Genomic DNA, 15,965 nt, shown 5'->3' on the forward strand with positions numbered 1-15,965 from the left:
AATGAAAATATCAAAATTTAAATTAATAGATTCTTTAGGGAGCTATGATAAATCAAAAAATATAAATAGATTAAGTATATATGATCTTTTATCTGAAGGTGTTTCTTGGACTTATAATGGAAAAAATTATCAATTGTTAAATGAAAAAAAAATTACAGCTATATTATTAAAAGGCGAACAAGAAATAGGAATTGTAGAAGCTCCTTTTAACTTTAAGGAAAATAAAGCATATATCATCAATGGTGATAAAAGTATAAAATGGAATATTTTAAAATTAATAAAAAATAAATTTGAAAATTTATTTATAAATAATAATATTGCTGTATCTGACTTATACTATATTGAAAATACTCTTTATTTTTCAATCATTATTAATAATGAAGACTATAGATTCTCATTTGATCCTATGAATGGAGATATTGATAATTTAATAGTATCTCGTTAATAAAAATAAACAACACCAACCATTCAGGTTGGTTTTTTATTATGAAGATAAGTTCAGGCAACTGGGGCAATACGAAGATAAGGAACTAAGCGGGCTTTATTACAATCGTTTCCGTTACTATAATCCTCAAACAGGCGCATACATCAGCAAAGACCCCATCGGACTCAAAGGAAATAACCCGAATTTATATGCGTATACGCACGACTCGAATACGACGGTCGATCCGTATGGGCTTTATGGAAGTAAAAGAGATACTCCTGCTTGGAAAGCTAGGGGCTGGCAAGGATCTGGAGATTATCCTGGCATCGATAAATGGAGAACAATAATTTTAGAAAAAGGAACAATAGTTTATGGTGGAGTTCCTGGACAATCTGAATTTTACTTATCTAAAGAATCTCTTGAAGCTTCAGGTAAAATGAAAGAAACATTATGGGAATCTGTTCAGGTCAAAGCACATGAAAAATTTGGATATAGATCTCAAGTACAAGCATATGTTTTAACAGAAGATGTAAAAGTAGGTTCTTCAATAGTTGAAGCAAACCCTCAGTTTGGAAAGGGAGGAGCTACTCAATATTTTATCGAAGATTTTAATCATAAATTGAAACCTGTGGGAGATCCAATAGGGTTAGAAAGTAGAAATTTAAAAATAAAAAGATGTAATTAGAAAAATAAAGCTATGCAAATAGATAAAATAAAAGTGTGTAATCCTATAGAATCATTACTCAATATTCTTTTAAAAAAAGGGTTTGTTATAATAGAAAGTAAAGTAAGTGATTTTCATTTTCATGAATTATATTTTAAATTACAAGGAAATTACACAGATGAATTAGAACAAATAAATATAGATAAGATAAAAAAAATAGATCATAATAATTTTTCATGTACTTGCCATTGGTCTATTGTTGAATTAGAGTTTGTTAAAGATTAAGTATTATTGATTTATTAACTAATGTTAAAGAAAGAATATATATTATGAATGCACTTTATGTAATACAAGTATAAACAGAGTACCTAAATATTTTGATAGTTGTAAATGTGGCAATAGAGGGGTAGATGCGACTGTGGGAAGGGTTATTTAAAAAATAGAGATAATTTTAAAATATATGAGATTAAACAATAAATAAAAAAGAGCTTAGTTTATTCTAAGCTCTTTTTCCTTTTAAGAATTCTTCAACTCGTCTAACAATTCCCATTCCGAATTAGGGAGTAAAGATTTAACAAGCGAAAAAAGGTTATAAAAGTCTAGGGGAGAATGACAGAGCGTAAGCCTTTTGCACTGCGTTTCCGCTAAAAGGGCTGTTTGCCCAATATTACAAATAGAGTTAAGCAAAAACCTAAATTCTTATCATCAAGAATATATTTAATATATGGTAAAGTAGTTAGGAATTCTTGAGAATTTAGAGTTCTTTTTGTTTGAAGGATGATTTTTTCTATAAAATTTGTATACCAATCTTCAAAAAATCCGATCAAATATATGGTGCATCGGGTAAGATTCTAAAGGATAAAAATTGGAATTATATTTATGATAAACAGGGAAATCTTATTTTAAAAACGCCGAGAAATTTTAATAATTCTGCCAATAACCTACTAAAAGATTCATCTTTCTTAAGTGAAAATACAAATTCTAAGAACAATTTTTGGATTGAAGAAAATGAATTTGATCGTAAGGCCGAAATACGGCGATATTCAAAATCCGAACTCAAACAATACGACGAAATAAGAAAAAAAAGAACGCTTGAAATTTTACCCCTTCACAATGGCAGCAAGGTGACTGGGAATACCAATGGCAGGGCAACGGAATGTTAAAAGCGGTACGCAATCCTCAGGGGAAATGGATCCGTTTTGAATACGACGCGTTAGGTAGAAGAACTGCGAAAATTGTAAATACAAAGATTTATCGTTATCTTTGGGATGGTAATGCATTATTGCATGAGTGGTTTTATGAGTGTGAGCGGCGTCCAAAGATTATTTCTGATGAGCTGGGAATGCTTATGTTGGAACAACCCGAACCGGTTGAAAACCTGACTACTTTGGTTTATGAGGAAGGAAGTTTAGTACCCACTGCAAAGCTATATGAGGGCAAGTCCTACTCGATTGTATCGGATTATTTGGGCAGACCCGCTCAGGCCTATGATGATAAAGGTAAGCTGGTTTGGCTGGTTGAGTTTGACATCTATGGCAGAATACGGGAAAATTTATTTAACAATAAACAGTTTATTCCGTTTAGGCAACTTATATAAGCCAAGACTCGATAAGACTGGAGGAAAACAACCCGAATTTTTATGCTTATGTAAGTGATTCGAATACTGGAATTGACCCGTTGGGGTTATTCTTTGGAAAGGTTATCGGAAACGCTTAAGCCACAGGAACATTCGGACATTCAACAATCTCTAAAATTATTGCAAATATTTATTCTATTGACCAAAGAGTTCAAAGAATAACTATGGACTTGGGTTATAAGAAACTTCTTGGTGGAGGAAATTTCAAATACGGACCAAGACCTGAATGTTGGAGTTCTTTATAAAAATGGAAGAGTTAAAATTATTGAGATTGCTTCTAAAACTGATAAAATCAATGACTTAATTTCAAGAAATAAGAACTTCATGGATATATATAATATTGACGGTGATGTTAGAACAAATAGATTAGTACAATTTATGGAAAAAATTAAATCGAAATTTAAAATAAAATGTAAATGATGTTTGCTAAAAAAAACGAAATAAATGGAGATGTTCTCAAATATTTTATTGTAATGAGTTGGAATGACAGAGAAGAATATACAACTCTGTTCAAGAGCTTTATTAAAGCATTCAATAAATTTTTGGAAAAAAATTCAATTGAAACGATTTACAAATTTGAATTAAATTATAGTTCTAAAAAGTATAGTATTGATTCATTCTGTACAAAAAATGAGATAGCTTATGCTAATGGGGTAAATAGAAATGATACTATTTCTGTATTATATTCAAACAAGGCTTTAAATCAAATAAAAAAAGAGAATGAGAAAGAACTAATTGATATTATTCTCCATTTTAAAGAGGGAATCACAGAAGAAATTATGTTAGAAATCACCGAATTAGTAAATAACATTTTTCCTGTAACATACGGTTATGGCTTTGAATTAAAAAAAAATCAGGAAATAACATCTGAAAGCATTCTGAAAAAGACATTATTTTGTGTATCAACACAAAAAAGTAATTACAAAATCAATGTAAGCATAGAAAGTGGTAATATTCCTAAAATGTACAGATATAATTTTCTGAATAAAAATCAAGTCGAGAATAATAACATTATTGATTACAAACCAATATCTAACAATTTAGTTTTCTACAGAAAAGATTAAAAATAAACAATTATCTTTATAAAAATGTGAGCACTCCATTCCATTCAGACAACCGGGGCAGTATGATGATGTTGAAACGGGGCTTTATTATAATTGGTTCCGATATTATAATCCTGAAATGAGGCAATATATCAGCAAAGACCCAACCGGCCTTGCCGGAAATAATCCAAATTTTTATGTGTATGATAGTAATACAACGGTGGATCCGCTGGGGCTTTATGTAAGTAAAAGAGATACTCTGCAGATAGGGGGGCACGATGATCATAAAAGCAAATGGAATATTCATACAGGCTATTGGAGCTTTGAAAGTTATGCATTAGTCAAAATACTTGGCTTAGACGACATCCCCCCTCAAAGACCAACCATACTACCCTTACGATATGGCGCATTGGAAAGAGTAACAATATGGAATACTCAAAATTAAAAATACAATTCTAAAAAATAGTAGCTAGACTGGTAAAGTAGCGAAAATAGGAAAGGTTAATAATTGGACAAAACATTAATATGCTGATGTAATGTATAAAGCAAGAAAAGAAACTGTTAAATGTTAATTGATTAGAGCTATTATGAATTATTATGAGTTATTTCCAAAATATAAAAGAAGTTTATTTTTCTTTTTTAATAAAGAGAAAAGTAATATTAGTGGATTTGAATTTACAAAAGGGAAAAAAATCAAATTAGCAAACACTTTATATTACAAAGTTGAGAAAATAGATTCTTATTTAGATGAATATGACTATTTACCTGTTTCATCTGGTCCACCTCTAGTAAGTAAAAAATTTAAAGAGCTATTTAATGATTTGGAAAAAGAGCATCAAATACAATTTTTTAAAACCGTAATTGAAGATGAAAAAGAGAATTTTAATAATAACTTTTTTGTACTAAATATCCTAAACGTAATTTCATGTTTGGATAAAGAACGATCAATATTTGAAGAAGAAAATTATTATGGGATAAAATATTTAAAAATAAAAAAATTATATATATTACCTAATAAACTTGTTGATCATAAAATAATAAAATTAGAAGAAGATGATGATAAGATCATTGTTACAGAAGAATTCAAGAAACGATGTATAAGCGCAAAATTAAAAGGCTTAGATTTTGTCCCAGAAGGATATAGTATTTATACAGATATTTAAAAAATCTCGCAAGCCAACTTATATAAAGTTGGTTTATTGATATTTTAATTATTAAGACAGTTAAAGAATTTGGAAACAGATCTTTATTATAATCCTAAAACCGGCTTATCTATTAGTCAAAATTCCATAAAACTTGAAGGAAACAACCCGAATTTTTATGCGTATGTTTTTGACAGCAATGTAAAAGTTGATCCGCTCGGGTTAATGACTGAAACAAATACTGTTGATTTTACTGGGCATGCTGATTTATTTCTAACAACAGGAAGTCAAAAAAATATTGTAACAATACAACTAAATGGCAGAAGAAGCTCTGATTTTACCCAGGCTTATAAAGAGGCCGTCGATATTTTTAAGAAACAAGAATGGTATACTACATGTAAAAAATATATATAGAAAATACATAATAATGCAAAAATTTATAAATACAGGAATAAAGTTAACCGAGTCTGATATTATGGATGTAAGCAAGAGTATGAATCTTAAATTTCCAAAAGATTTAGTTGAGCTATACATTCAATATAACGGAAGTAAAATTGAAGGAGAAAAATATTTTTATATAGATGAAGATAACGATGTAGATATTAGTGTTAAACTATTTTTACCTATGAAATATAAACAATGTGAAAACGATATTTTATTAGAAGAATTATATCAATCATTAGCTGTTGAAAAGAAATTAATTCCTTTATCTTATATACCTTTTGCTATTGATGATGGAGGATATCCATATTGCATTAATGCTAATGATGATAAGATATATATAGGATATTTAGAAGACTACGATGGTAGTCCAGAATCAACAATACGTTTTATATCAGATTCATTAATAAAATTTATCTACGGGATGAAAACAGAAGATGAAGCTTATAATTTATAATAAATAATAAGCAAATCCAAAAGTTGTATTTTTTTTATTTTTGCGATAAAACCTAAATTCTTATCATCAGGAATCAATAAGATTTGGTAAATTAGTTAAGAATTCTTGAGGATTAATGAGTAAATTTATACCTAAATACGATTTAGAAAAAGCACCAGCTAAAAATTAGTTCCTAAAGCAGGGTTATACAATAAAAAATCTTATAACAAACACTGTAGTTTCAAGGAGTATAAAAGGAATTAATACGGCAAAAATTTATTAGCTAGAGACATTAAAGAACTTAAAAGAGTATATCCAGATATTCCAAATTCAAAGCTAAAAGAACTCATAGCGTTTAAAGAGATGTATACTGAAGCGTTTAAAAAAGCCTGAAATAAGATATAAATAAATATGAACGATGTAGAATTTGTAAATAATATAATTTTAGAAGTATTAAAAAATAATTTAGATCAGTATAAAGTTAATTTGAGTAATTTGGATAATAAACAAGATGAATTACCTGAAGGGGAATGGAAAAATGGAGTATCTCTTTATAATAAGTTAGATGTAAAAGACAAAGATAAATTTATATCTTTTTTAAAATTGTCAATTACAGATACAGTTTCTAACTTATTAGGTATTATTGACGGTGTTAGTTATCTGAAAGGACAAGAGGAAAATTTCCAATTTTTATATAAAGGAAAAAAACTTAATGGAAATCTACAGGATATATTTTTAGAGGAAATAGAAGATGAAAGTTAATAATTAAATTATAACATTGGAACTTCAACTCAGTTACAAATATGGTTAAAAAAATGAATTACCTAGAGATCCTATCCTAAATTTTGTGTATTTATCCGTTAAAAGTGACTGTTAATCCTGTCATCAAATTCTGAAGTTGTTGAAACGGGGCTTTATCATAATTAGTTACGATATTATAATTCTGCAACCAGCTTATATATTACCAAGACCCGATAAAACATGAAGGATACAACCCGAATTTTTATGCCTATACCTATAACTCGAACACAATGGTTGACCCGTCGGATTAGATTAAATATTTTAGAGAGCTATCTTTAAATAACATGCTTAAATACTGGAAAAAATAAAGAAGTTATCTCCAACAAAAAAATTCACCTTTCAAACTCAGGATTTTTCTAATAATTACAGGGGGGGAATTTATAAATTTACCATGATAGATGAAACTACAGAGGTATTAGAAAACATAGGTGTTAGAGATCAATCAAAGTTAGTAAAATCTGAATAGAATGGGAACTTCTGCATATTTTAAGCAAGAAAAAGTTGGTAAGAATGTCAAAATTAATATTGGACTAGGCAAAAGACTTGATATATTTAATGAAAATATTATATCATTTGATGACGTAAGTATCGATAATATAAGCATAAAAGTAAATAATCATGGTATCTAAAGAGGAAAGTTTAATTTATAATTTATTGACTAATAAAATAGATTTAAATTCATTTTATAAGGAATATCCAGTAAATCTGAACGAAAATAGAGATTATTTTTATAGAAAACTATTGGAATCTATTAATTTAAAAGACTTAGATAAGATAGAAGTATATCTGGATATAGAAGAATATTTGCATGATGATGAGTATATTAAAAATAAACTTGATAGAATTTATAAAGAGTTAATAACAAAAGATTGGATATCCTATTCTTTTTTAGAAAGACTATTAAATTCAATAGAAATAAGTGTAAAAAATAAAAAGTATTTTTCAGAAATACTAAATATTAACAAGTTTGATAAGAATGATACTAATAATATAGAGACATTTATGGTCCCCATATGGAAGAAATGTCTTTGGGATCTATACAAAATAGGAATTGATAAGAAACTCTAAATATCATAGAAAAATATTTAGACTCACCTTATGAAGATTTAAATAATACTGCAAAAACATTAATTCAAAAAATTAAAAGTCAGCATTAATTGACCCTATAAATAAATTTGTGCATTTGCTTATATTTGAACTACTGTACTGAGTTAAAAATAATTCCTTGGCAGGGTAGTAAATTCACTGGGAATTTAGATGATTTTATGAAAGCCGCAAAAGAGGTATATAAAGATATTGATGCAAAAGTTGTCTTAAAATTTCCAGGAAAAAATGGACGAATTGTACAAAAGAACCTTACTCCATTAGAAGCCTTAGAAGAAATAGAAAAAAGATAAAAAGTAAAAATATTCCTTGTAAATAATATTATGAATAAAATTAATAAAATAGATTCTGGAAGCTATGGGATATGTTTGTTTTCTTTAAACAACTTTTCAAAATATCTCAAAAAAAATAAGATAAAAAGTAAATCATTAATTAACTTTTTTAATAAAAATAAATTGTTAAGTGATGATACTCTTGAAAAGGGAATTATCTTACCTATAAATACAATGTCCTTTAATCAATTTTATTTTGACTTTATAACAGAAAATAAAAAACAAACTTATTTTTCAGCTAATAATTGGACTAAAATAGCTGAAAAAGGGATTTTTAATTTAGAGATAAATGAAAATGAACTTTGGATATGTAGCATGGATGTTCTTAATGCATGGGATATAAATAAATTTACTCAAAACATTTTAGGTTATACTACAAAAAATGGAGTAGAAGGCAAAGAGTTGTTTTATTATGAAGCTCAAAAAATGAATTTTGCATCAGGAAAATATCTTGTTACGCTACATGGATATAAAAGGATAAAACATAACGAACCTGTAAATGATGATGAAGACTATGGGCTTGGCTTTGAATTAAAAAAAGTAGATAGTTTTTCCATTAATTCAGAAATTCCTGAAAATATAAATTTTGAAATTGTTGATTAACAATATTGAAATAAAAGCCAACTCATAAAAGTTGGCTTAGTAAATATTAGGGCAGTATGAGGATGTTGAAACGGGGCTTTATTATAATCGGTTTAGATATTATGATCCTGAATAAGGCTCATACATTAGCCAAGACCCGATAAAATTGACGGGGGATCAACCCGAATTTTTATATGTATGAAGTAATAGATATAATACTAGATCAAATGAGGTTTTATCTAAAAGGGCGATTCATCAAGACGCTATAGAAGTATTAGATAATTCTAAAATAGCTAAAATAAAAAAATGTAAATAATTATATGTCTCATATTAGGTTTTTCTATTCTACAAAAGCATTATTAATCTCGTTAAAAGGTGAGTTTGATGAGGAGTCCAGTAATGATTTATATAACAAAAAGAATATTTTGCAATTAAACTTTTGTTTAGATCATCCATTAGAATCATTAAAAGATGAATCTTTAGATTATTTTATTCAATCCTGCTATAAATATGAAAAAGCAAAGGAATTTTCATCTTTAGATTACTTTGATTTATTAGATTCTTTATTTTTTCTAGTGGCTTCTAATTATAATTTTAAAACTAAAAATAAAATATTATTTGCCTCTTTAAATATATTAATTAACAAAATTAAAATCGATGATGAAGATGAATTAAAAAATTATTCAAAAGTATACTTATTAATTTTGGCAGAATATTTATTAAATAATAATTTTAATAAAAATATCATATTGGATAATAAAAACATTTTAGAAAATCTTTATGACCAATTTAAAGGAATAATAGATGCTGATTATCAAATGTTATATGATGTTGTTACAATGGATTTAGTCAATATTAATAGAATGAAATCATTATATTTGAATGATAATCAAACACCTAAGACAATTGGTTATCAGGATTTTAGTAATATGTACGCAACTATAGGAAAAATCAGATTTTGGAAAATGCTAGGTTTAGATATAAACGATGATATTATTAATGAAAAATTTGTAGATGAGTTTAATAAAAGTTTTAGTTTTTTTTATTTTTAAGGAAAATATTTATTTTGCATATCAAATTAAGAAATCTAATGTATTTCCAGATAACTTGACAAGAATGGACGAGGGATACTCCCAGAATGACTGTTGAAGTTAATAATAGAAAAGCAGAAGTTACTTCGGTAAAAGATTATTCTTTAGAATCATATTATACAAATATACCACAAAGAGTTGGCACACCCCCTCAAACCTAATAAAATTAACTCAGTGGGAACACGAAGCAATTGTCCCGTAGGTTCTGATTTAAATGCCGTTATTAAAGGTGTAGATGTTGGGTAATAAATAAAGATTATAAAATGGAAATTGCAAAACAAATACTTGATTCAATTCAATATAAAAATTTAGTTGATAATATACAGAAAAGAACAAGGCTAAAAGTTCTTAGCGAATATAGAGATCCTGTCGCAACTCGTGATGAACAAAAGATGAAATTGGCAAATTTGTCAAAAGAAGAAGCAATGAAATTACTCGAAATGGATAAAGAAATTTTCAATAAATTTGTCTTATATAAAATACAAAAATTTGAAAATGCAAAAATTGATGAAGAATATCCAAATGGAGAAGAGCCTGAACAAGAAAATGATAATGAAACAATACTTGGTTACTCAAAAAGTTTTTTACTCCTTTATCTAATTGAATATTTTTTGCTTAAAACTAATCCTTCTGGATTAGAGCCTTATCTAAAAGCTACTCGTATTCCAAATGCAAAAAAATATGAAAAAGAACTAAAAGAAATTTATAGTAAACTTTAAAACAAAACCGCTTCGATTGAAGCGGTTTTTTTAATTCCTTTCCGCTCCAAAAGCAGAATAAAAAAAGGTGTTGCAAAGCCACAGGTTTATAAATATTGCTTCGCAAAATTCAGTTTCTTGTCAGTTTTTGGCTGTCAAAGCAGCCCAAAATAAAAAGTTATCCATAATTGTACCAAATTGCTTAAATCCCTTCACTTGTTCTACATTTTCACCTTTTGACACGCTATCAATTTTTATTTGGGCGGTTTCAGAGTGGTTTTTTTATATATTTTTGGCGGCTTAGCGTTTTTTTGTTTTTTCAGAGTTTTTCGAGCTGTTTTAAATTCTTAATTTTAAAAATTAAGAAGTGTAAAGCTATTTTCCCACAGCATATGCTATGCGAGGGTAAGTCTTATTCGATTGTATCGGATTATTTGGGCAGACCCGCTCAGGCTTATGATGATAAAGGTGAGCTAGTTTGGCAGGTGGAGTTTGACATCTATGGCAGAATACGGGAAGATATCTTTAACAATAAGTTATTTATTCCGTTCAGGCAACTGGGGCAGTATGAGGATGTTGAAACGGGGCTTTATTACAATCGGTTTAGGTATTACGACAGTAATACAGGAACTTATATAAGCCAAGACCCGATAAAACTTGAAGGAAACAACCCGAATTTTTATGCTTATGTGTCTGATTCGAATACGATGGTTGACCCGTGTGGGTTGGATTTAGTAAACGGAATGCCATTATCAGATGATACTAAGTTATTTAGAATTGGTGGAAGTGGGTTAGATAATTTAAAATTAAAACCAGGAGAAATTAAATTAAATCCTTCAGGTATATCTTTAATTAGAGCGAGTAGTGCTAAAGAAGCTGGTGATATTATGAAAGAAGCTTTTACTAAAGCTACTCGATTACATGATATTATTAATGCTGGAAATATTGCAGAAATAGATGCAAAAAGTATAAGAGAAGCAGGTTTTGATGTAATTCATAATCCTACAAAAGGTATAGGTGATGCACATGCTAGATTAATCCATCCGGATGGAGCCGATGGATTTAGTAATAGTAATTTGAAAAAATTATCGGATAACTTTAAATGTCCTTAACGAAATGAAGAAAATAATAGATAATATCATATTGATAGTAGGTTCTAATAAATTGAACATAGGAAGTATCAATGTTAGCCTACATAGAGAAATTAGTTTTAATAATATTAATAAATTGCATTATAGTGGAAATATAAGTAAAGGAAAAGATATAATACCAGAGTCTTTACAAAATCTTTTAAAAGAAAAAGAAGAATCTATTAATACGGGTTTATTTTCTATTTTAGATGAGCTTGATGAACAAATCAATAGTTTTGATTTATTCCTTGAAAGGAATAATATACGCATTTATGATTTGTATATTGAAAATGACGGTGTAGAATTTACTATACTAAATAAAAACTAAAAGGGAAAAACCAATGTAAAATTTGGTTTTTTGGTTTAACAATCAATTTAGTTTCTCTAACAATTCCGATTCTGAGTTAGGGTGAAGGACTTTAACAAGCCAGAGCAGGTTGTAAAAATCTAAGGAGGAGTGGCGCAAGGTAAGCTAATAGATTTAGAAAAATCCATTTTTTATGACACACAAAGAAATGAAAAAAGTTAACTTCAAAAGTTATCAAGATTATAACGAGATAAATTTTAATCTAGTAGCATTGAATCTATTTCTACTTAATAAATATCATTATGATATTATTAATATACAAGGAAAAGTTATGTTTTTTTCAGAAGACCTAATTTATGCATTAAAAGAAAATAATATTATTGGTTTTGAAATTAGAGAAATTATTTTAGAAAATTAGATAATACATTAATAACTAAATAAAAAAGCCTACTCAATGAGTCGGCTTTTTAAATTTAGAATATTATTCAAATGGTCTAAAAGTTCTCATTCCGAATTAGGGAGTAAGGATTTAACAAGCAAAAAAAGGTTATAAAAGTCTAACGTAGAATGGCAGAGCGTAAGCCCTTTACACTCCGTTTTCGCTAAAAGGTCTGTTTGCTCGATATTACAACTAGAGTTAAGCGTAAAACCTAAATTCTTATCATCAGGAATCAAATTAAGATATGGTAAAGCAGTTAAAAATTCTTGATGAGGATTAATGAGTAAATTTATACCTAAATACGATTTAGAAAAAGCACCAGCTATAATTAGTTCCTAAAGCAGGGTTATACAATAAAAAATCTTATAACAAACACTGTAGTTTCAAGGAGTAAAAAAGAAATTAATTCGGCAAAAATTTATTAGCTAGAGACATTAGGGAACTTAAAAGAGTATATCCAGATATTCCAAATTCAAAGCTAAAAGAACTTATAGAGCTTAACAAGAAAATGTATCCTGAAGCGTTTAAAAAACCTGAAATAAAATGTAAATAAATATGAATGATATAAAATTTGTAGATAATATTATTAAAGAAGTTATAAAAGGTAAATCTTCATATTATATAGATACCCTTAAATCTCTTAATAATAAAGAAATTAAAGACCCTGACTGGTTAAAAATTAAAAAGTTATATGATAGTTTAAATAACTCTCAAAAAGAAGAGCTTAAATCTCTTATTAACTTGATAACGGTTAATACTGTTAGTAGTATTTTTTCAAAATTAGATAATATTTCATCTTTTGCTAACCAAGAAGGTTTATTTGAATTACGTTCTAATGGTAAAATTATAAATGGTGATTTACTAGACCTTTTGTGGGAGAGGTTAGAGGAAAAATAAAATTAACAAGTTAACCATTAAAATTGGTTTTGAATATAAGATAAGGAACTAGACGGGCTTTATTACAATCGGTTTAGGTATTACGACAGTAATACAGGAACTTATATAAGCCAAGACCCGATAAAACTTGAAGGAAACAACCCGAATTTTTATGCCTATACGCATGATAGCAATACTTGGGTGGATCCGTTTGGGTTGGATGTTTTGTCTGGTACGACATTAGGTGATATATTGGAACCTATTTCAAAACCAACTAAATTTAAATATGATGGAGCTCGTATATATGAGATTACAAAAAAAGTTGAAATAAATGGGGCTAAATTTAAGTCAGGAGATTATTATTATTTAGATAAACTACACAAAGATCATGTAGAAACTTTTTCCAAAAATCATAAAGCAAAAGAAGTTTTAAATATAGATGGAACTGTAAATAAGAGAAAAACAGAATTATCTAAAAATAGAATTGGTCCTTGTAAATAATAAAATTAAAAAAATGTATTCGGTAAAAGAAATAGAGCAAATTGTACTAGATAATAGAAATGATCTTATTGACAATACTTTCTGCTATGAGTTATTCGAAAAAAGAGTTTTTGATAATTCTTTATTTGAAGAATTAATATTTAATATCAATAGATTAATTGAATATTATCGTTTGAATATAAAATCAATCAATAAAGATATTTTAAAATCTATTCTATGGATTATAGAGTCTATATTTAAGGTTGTTATTTATCATTTTGATCCGTTTGATTTATCTAAAATAAATGATTTTAAGATTGAAGAATGGAATACTTCTTATATGGATCAATTAGATGATATATTTAACCAAACTCTTAAATTGATTTAAAAAAAACTATGGATATATTTCATTAGATTAGATATGGGCATTGGTGAATTGAAAAAGATAGTAAAGAAAGTTAAGGTTGATGCATCTAAATGCGTCGGTTTCAAAGAAACTATTTTGGAAGAAGTAAAATATTATAAAAGTTTTGCCGGATATAATCATCCAATAAAATTAATCAATGAGATTGGTGCTGATAGTGTAAAAGTTAGAAATAATTATTTAAAAGGGATTTATATAAATAAAAAACTTAAAGTAGTTGAAAAATATAACGATGAAAAGCTTTTTTTTAGATACGATTATGTCTATGAAAGAAATAAATTAATAAAAGTAAAAATCACCGATATTAATGAGGAAAAAAAGAAATATTACTAAATTAAATCATGAGATACCAAACACATGTAGTTTGTTTAATAATTCTCATTCTGTATTGCGGATAAGTAAGCGCATGAGTGATACCTCTCATTTAAGCCGTTTTAAATTAATCCCTATATCATTCGAATTAGATAATATGTAGATGCTTAATTTTGAAAAAGTACGTTGATAATTTTGATATTTAAAAAAGCCCAAAAAGATATAATATGCTTAAAAGACAATGAGCAACTTTTCCGTATAATGCATCTCAAGCAGAAGGTATAAATGAAATTGTATCAGTTAATTTCAGTAATAATCTTTTTAATAATATCTCTATTATTTATTGTGTTCATTTTTAGCCCTAAGTTTTATATAAAATTCTATCAATATGATAAGGATTATGATTCTTTTACATTAAAAATTTTTTCTAAGGTTAAAGAAAAAGAGTGTGGTTTTATTAATATTTCAAAAGAATATGTAACTTTCAGATATTATTATAATTTATCTAATTTTAATAAAGGTGCTACAGCGGTAGAAGATATTATTTTTGATTATAAGGATAATCATTTTCACATCATAAATAAGAGTAATAATAAATTAATCTTAAACATTGAATGCGATAAAGATATATATATCAAAGCAAATAACTATTTAATAGAAAAGAAGAAACAAATTAAAGATGAGAGTTTTAGATCCAGTAAAGATATTTTTTTAGGGCGTTAACCATGAATAAATGCTGAAAAGTAGAAATAAACCAGTCAACTTTTCATACATATTTTTCTGGAAGGGTAACCCAAAGTAGAGATAAAATAACACCACCTACAAATTCAAAATAGCTTTCTGAGGAAATATTTCTATTAGAATATAATAATGGACAGTAGCTCATTTATTACTAACTTTTTAGATTTGTCTTAAATAATTAAGACAAATTTATACGCATTCTTTCATACTTAGAAATTTTTAATTAACTCTTTGACATTACAAAAATTTCATCAAATCTATCAATATCAGTGTACTAAAATCGTCATATCATTCTCCTGTCATTGAAACATTTATTGTTGGATAAATTGGGATTTAATATTCAACAAAGTATTAATAATCTTAAGTTACCTTCGAGTGCTAATATCGACCTAAACAAGAATAGTCCATGACGAAAAACACAATCTGGCGTATGATAATTAATAGGCTAAAGACTCGATTCCATTTAACCTTATATGTGCCAATGACATAAAACGAATATATTTAAATGATGTAATCCATTATTCCCGGGGATGATTTTATGAAAGGATATATTATAAGTACTACCAAGAATACAAATGATTGGGTTATTTATGAAAATGATATTTCGACAGATTTTCAAGAGTTTTTGAAAGGACGATTTTTCCCTGAAAAAGAATTACAATTGTTTTTTAGTATCTCTAAAAAATCTAATTTAAATAAAGTTAAATCTGCCTTAATATTAGAATCATCAGGTCCTATACTTGTAAATAAGCTTTTAAAAGAAGTCTTAGAAGCCAATACAAATACTCTTCAGTTTTTTGATGTGGAGCTATATTGTGAAAATGAAAAGATAGAAGGTTTTTTTGCATTAAATGTCCCGAAT

General features: G+C 27.4%; 22 protein-coding genes and 4 pseudogenes. All 26 read left to right on the forward strand.

Features of this window, described 5'->3' with window-relative positions; all coding sequences use genetic code 11:
- The first annotated feature begins 1 nt into the window (after position 1).
- Positions 2–445, forward strand: a complete 444-nt coding sequence (locus tag ACKJXD_RS11400) for a hypothetical protein (RefSeq protein WP_430876357.1) — start codon at positions 2–4, stop codon at positions 443–445.
- A 52-nt stretch (positions 446–497) separates the two neighbouring features.
- A pseudogene (locus ACKJXD_RS11405) lies at positions 498–680 on the forward strand (RHS repeat-associated core domain-containing protein); the annotation flags it as partial.
- A gap of 441 nt (positions 681–1,121) precedes the next feature.
- Entirely contained in the window at positions 1,122–1,373 is a 252-nt protein-coding gene (locus ACKJXD_RS11410; RefSeq protein WP_430876358.1) for an AraC family transcriptional regulator, read from the forward strand.
- Positions 1,374–1,858: 485 nt separating this feature from the next.
- Complete coding sequence (locus ACKJXD_RS11415) at positions 1,859–2,251, forward strand: hypothetical protein (RefSeq protein ID WP_430876359.1); 393 nt, start codon at positions 1,859–1,861, stop codon at positions 2,249–2,251.
- Complete coding sequence (locus ACKJXD_RS11420) at positions 2,245–2,685, forward strand: RHS repeat domain-containing protein (RefSeq protein ID WP_430876360.1); 441 nt, start codon at positions 2,245–2,247, stop codon at positions 2,683–2,685. Before ACKJXD_RS11415 ends, ACKJXD_RS11420 begins: the two co-directional genes overlap by 7 nt.
- Positions 2,686–3,140: 455 nt before the next feature.
- Positions 3,141–3,788, forward strand: a complete 648-nt coding sequence (locus tag ACKJXD_RS11425; RefSeq protein WP_430876361.1) for a hypothetical protein — start codon at positions 3,141–3,143, stop codon at positions 3,786–3,788.
- 37 nt (positions 3,789–3,825) lie between these two features.
- Positions 3,826–4,212, forward strand: a complete 387-nt coding sequence (locus tag ACKJXD_RS11430; RefSeq protein WP_430876377.1) for an RHS repeat-associated core domain-containing protein — start codon at positions 3,826–3,828, stop codon at positions 4,210–4,212.
- 142 nt (positions 4,213–4,354) lie between these two features.
- Complete coding sequence (locus tag ACKJXD_RS11435) at positions 4,355–4,930, forward strand: imm11 family protein (RefSeq protein ID WP_430876362.1); 576 nt, start codon at positions 4,355–4,357, stop codon at positions 4,928–4,930.
- 69 nt (positions 4,931–4,999) lie between these two features.
- Entirely contained in the window at positions 5,000–5,323 is a 324-nt protein-coding gene (locus ACKJXD_RS11440) for a hypothetical protein (protein ID WP_430876363.1), read from the forward strand.
- Between the two features lie 13 nt (positions 5,324–5,336).
- Entirely contained in the window at positions 5,337–5,807 is a 471-nt protein-coding gene (locus ACKJXD_RS11445; protein WP_430876364.1) for an SMI1/KNR4 family protein, read from the forward strand.
- 390 nt (positions 5,808–6,197) lie between these two features.
- Positions 6,198–6,548, forward strand: a complete 351-nt coding sequence (locus ACKJXD_RS11450) for a hypothetical protein (protein ID WP_430876365.1) — start codon at positions 6,198–6,200, stop codon at positions 6,546–6,548.
- Between the two features lie 657 nt (positions 6,549–7,205).
- Positions 7,206–7,655 (forward strand): hypothetical protein, encoded by a 450-nt coding sequence (locus ACKJXD_RS11455; protein WP_430876366.1) that lies wholly within the window; start codon positions 7,206–7,208, stop codon positions 7,653–7,655.
- 197 nt (positions 7,656–7,852) lie between these two features.
- The gene (locus ACKJXD_RS11460; protein ID WP_430876367.1) at positions 7,853–7,984 is read left to right on the forward strand and encodes a hypothetical protein; all 132 of its coding nucleotides are present in this window, start codon (positions 7,853–7,855) and stop codon (positions 7,982–7,984) included.
- Positions 7,985–8,014: 30 nt separating this feature from the next.
- Positions 8,015–8,626, forward strand: a complete 612-nt coding sequence (locus ACKJXD_RS11465; protein WP_430876368.1) for a hypothetical protein — start codon at positions 8,015–8,017, stop codon at positions 8,624–8,626.
- 49 nt (positions 8,627–8,675) lie between these two features.
- Positions 8,676–8,738: pseudogene (locus ACKJXD_RS11470) on the forward strand (RHS repeat domain-containing protein); the annotation flags it as partial.
- Positions 8,739–8,925: 187 nt separating this feature from the next.
- Positions 8,926–9,657, forward strand: a complete 732-nt coding sequence (locus ACKJXD_RS11475) for a hypothetical protein (protein ID WP_220215174.1) — start codon at positions 8,926–8,928, stop codon at positions 9,655–9,657.
- A gap of 302 nt (positions 9,658–9,959) precedes the next feature.
- Positions 9,960–10,415 carry a hypothetical protein gene (locus ACKJXD_RS11480; RefSeq protein WP_430876369.1) on the forward strand — a complete coding sequence of 152 codons (456 nt, stop codon included), beginning with the start codon at positions 9,960–9,962 and terminating at the stop codon, positions 10,413–10,415.
- A gap of 371 nt (positions 10,416–10,786) precedes the next feature.
- Entirely contained in the window at positions 10,787–11,506 is a 720-nt protein-coding gene (locus tag ACKJXD_RS11485) for an RHS repeat domain-containing protein (RefSeq protein ID WP_430876370.1), read from the forward strand.
- Between the two features lie 4 nt (positions 11,507–11,510).
- The gene (locus tag ACKJXD_RS11490; RefSeq protein ID WP_187755189.1) at positions 11,511–11,852 is read left to right on the forward strand and encodes a hypothetical protein; all 342 of its coding nucleotides are present in this window, start codon (positions 11,511–11,513) and stop codon (positions 11,850–11,852) included.
- Positions 11,853–12,024: 172 nt separating this feature from the next.
- The gene (locus ACKJXD_RS11495) at positions 12,025–12,249 is read left to right on the forward strand and encodes a hypothetical protein (protein WP_430876371.1); all 225 of its coding nucleotides are present in this window, start codon (positions 12,025–12,027) and stop codon (positions 12,247–12,249) included.
- Between the two features lie 576 nt (positions 12,250–12,825).
- Positions 12,826–13,167 carry a hypothetical protein gene (locus ACKJXD_RS11500; protein WP_430876372.1) on the forward strand — a complete coding sequence of 114 codons (342 nt, stop codon included), beginning with the start codon at positions 12,826–12,828 and terminating at the stop codon, positions 13,165–13,167.
- A gap of 63 nt (positions 13,168–13,230) precedes the next feature.
- Positions 13,231–13,647 (forward strand): annotated as a pseudogene (locus ACKJXD_RS11505) (RHS repeat-associated core domain-containing protein); the annotation flags it as partial.
- Positions 13,648–13,660: 13 nt separating this feature from the next.
- A complete protein-coding gene (locus ACKJXD_RS11510) occupies positions 13,661–14,014 on the forward strand; it encodes a hypothetical protein (RefSeq protein ID WP_430876373.1) in 354 nt (117 codons plus the stop codon).
- 33 nt (positions 14,015–14,047) lie between these two features.
- Positions 14,048–14,383: a DUF6156 family protein gene (locus tag ACKJXD_RS11515; protein WP_430876374.1), complete on the forward strand. Its 336-nt coding sequence runs from the start codon at positions 14,048–14,050 to the stop codon at positions 14,381–14,383.
- A gap of 264 nt (positions 14,384–14,647) precedes the next feature.
- On the forward strand, positions 14,648–15,085 hold the full coding sequence (locus ACKJXD_RS11520) for a hypothetical protein (RefSeq protein WP_430876375.1): 438 nt from the start codon (positions 14,648–14,650) through the stop codon (positions 15,083–15,085).
- A gap of 556 nt (positions 15,086–15,641) precedes the next feature.
- Positions 15,642–15,965 (forward strand): annotated as a pseudogene (locus tag ACKJXD_RS11525) (hypothetical protein); the annotation flags it as partial.

It is taken from the genome of Gilliamella sp. G0441 (genome assembly GCF_050589305.1).
In the GTDB taxonomy this organism is placed as follows: domain Bacteria; phylum Pseudomonadota; class Gammaproteobacteria; order Enterobacterales; family Orbaceae; genus Gilliamella.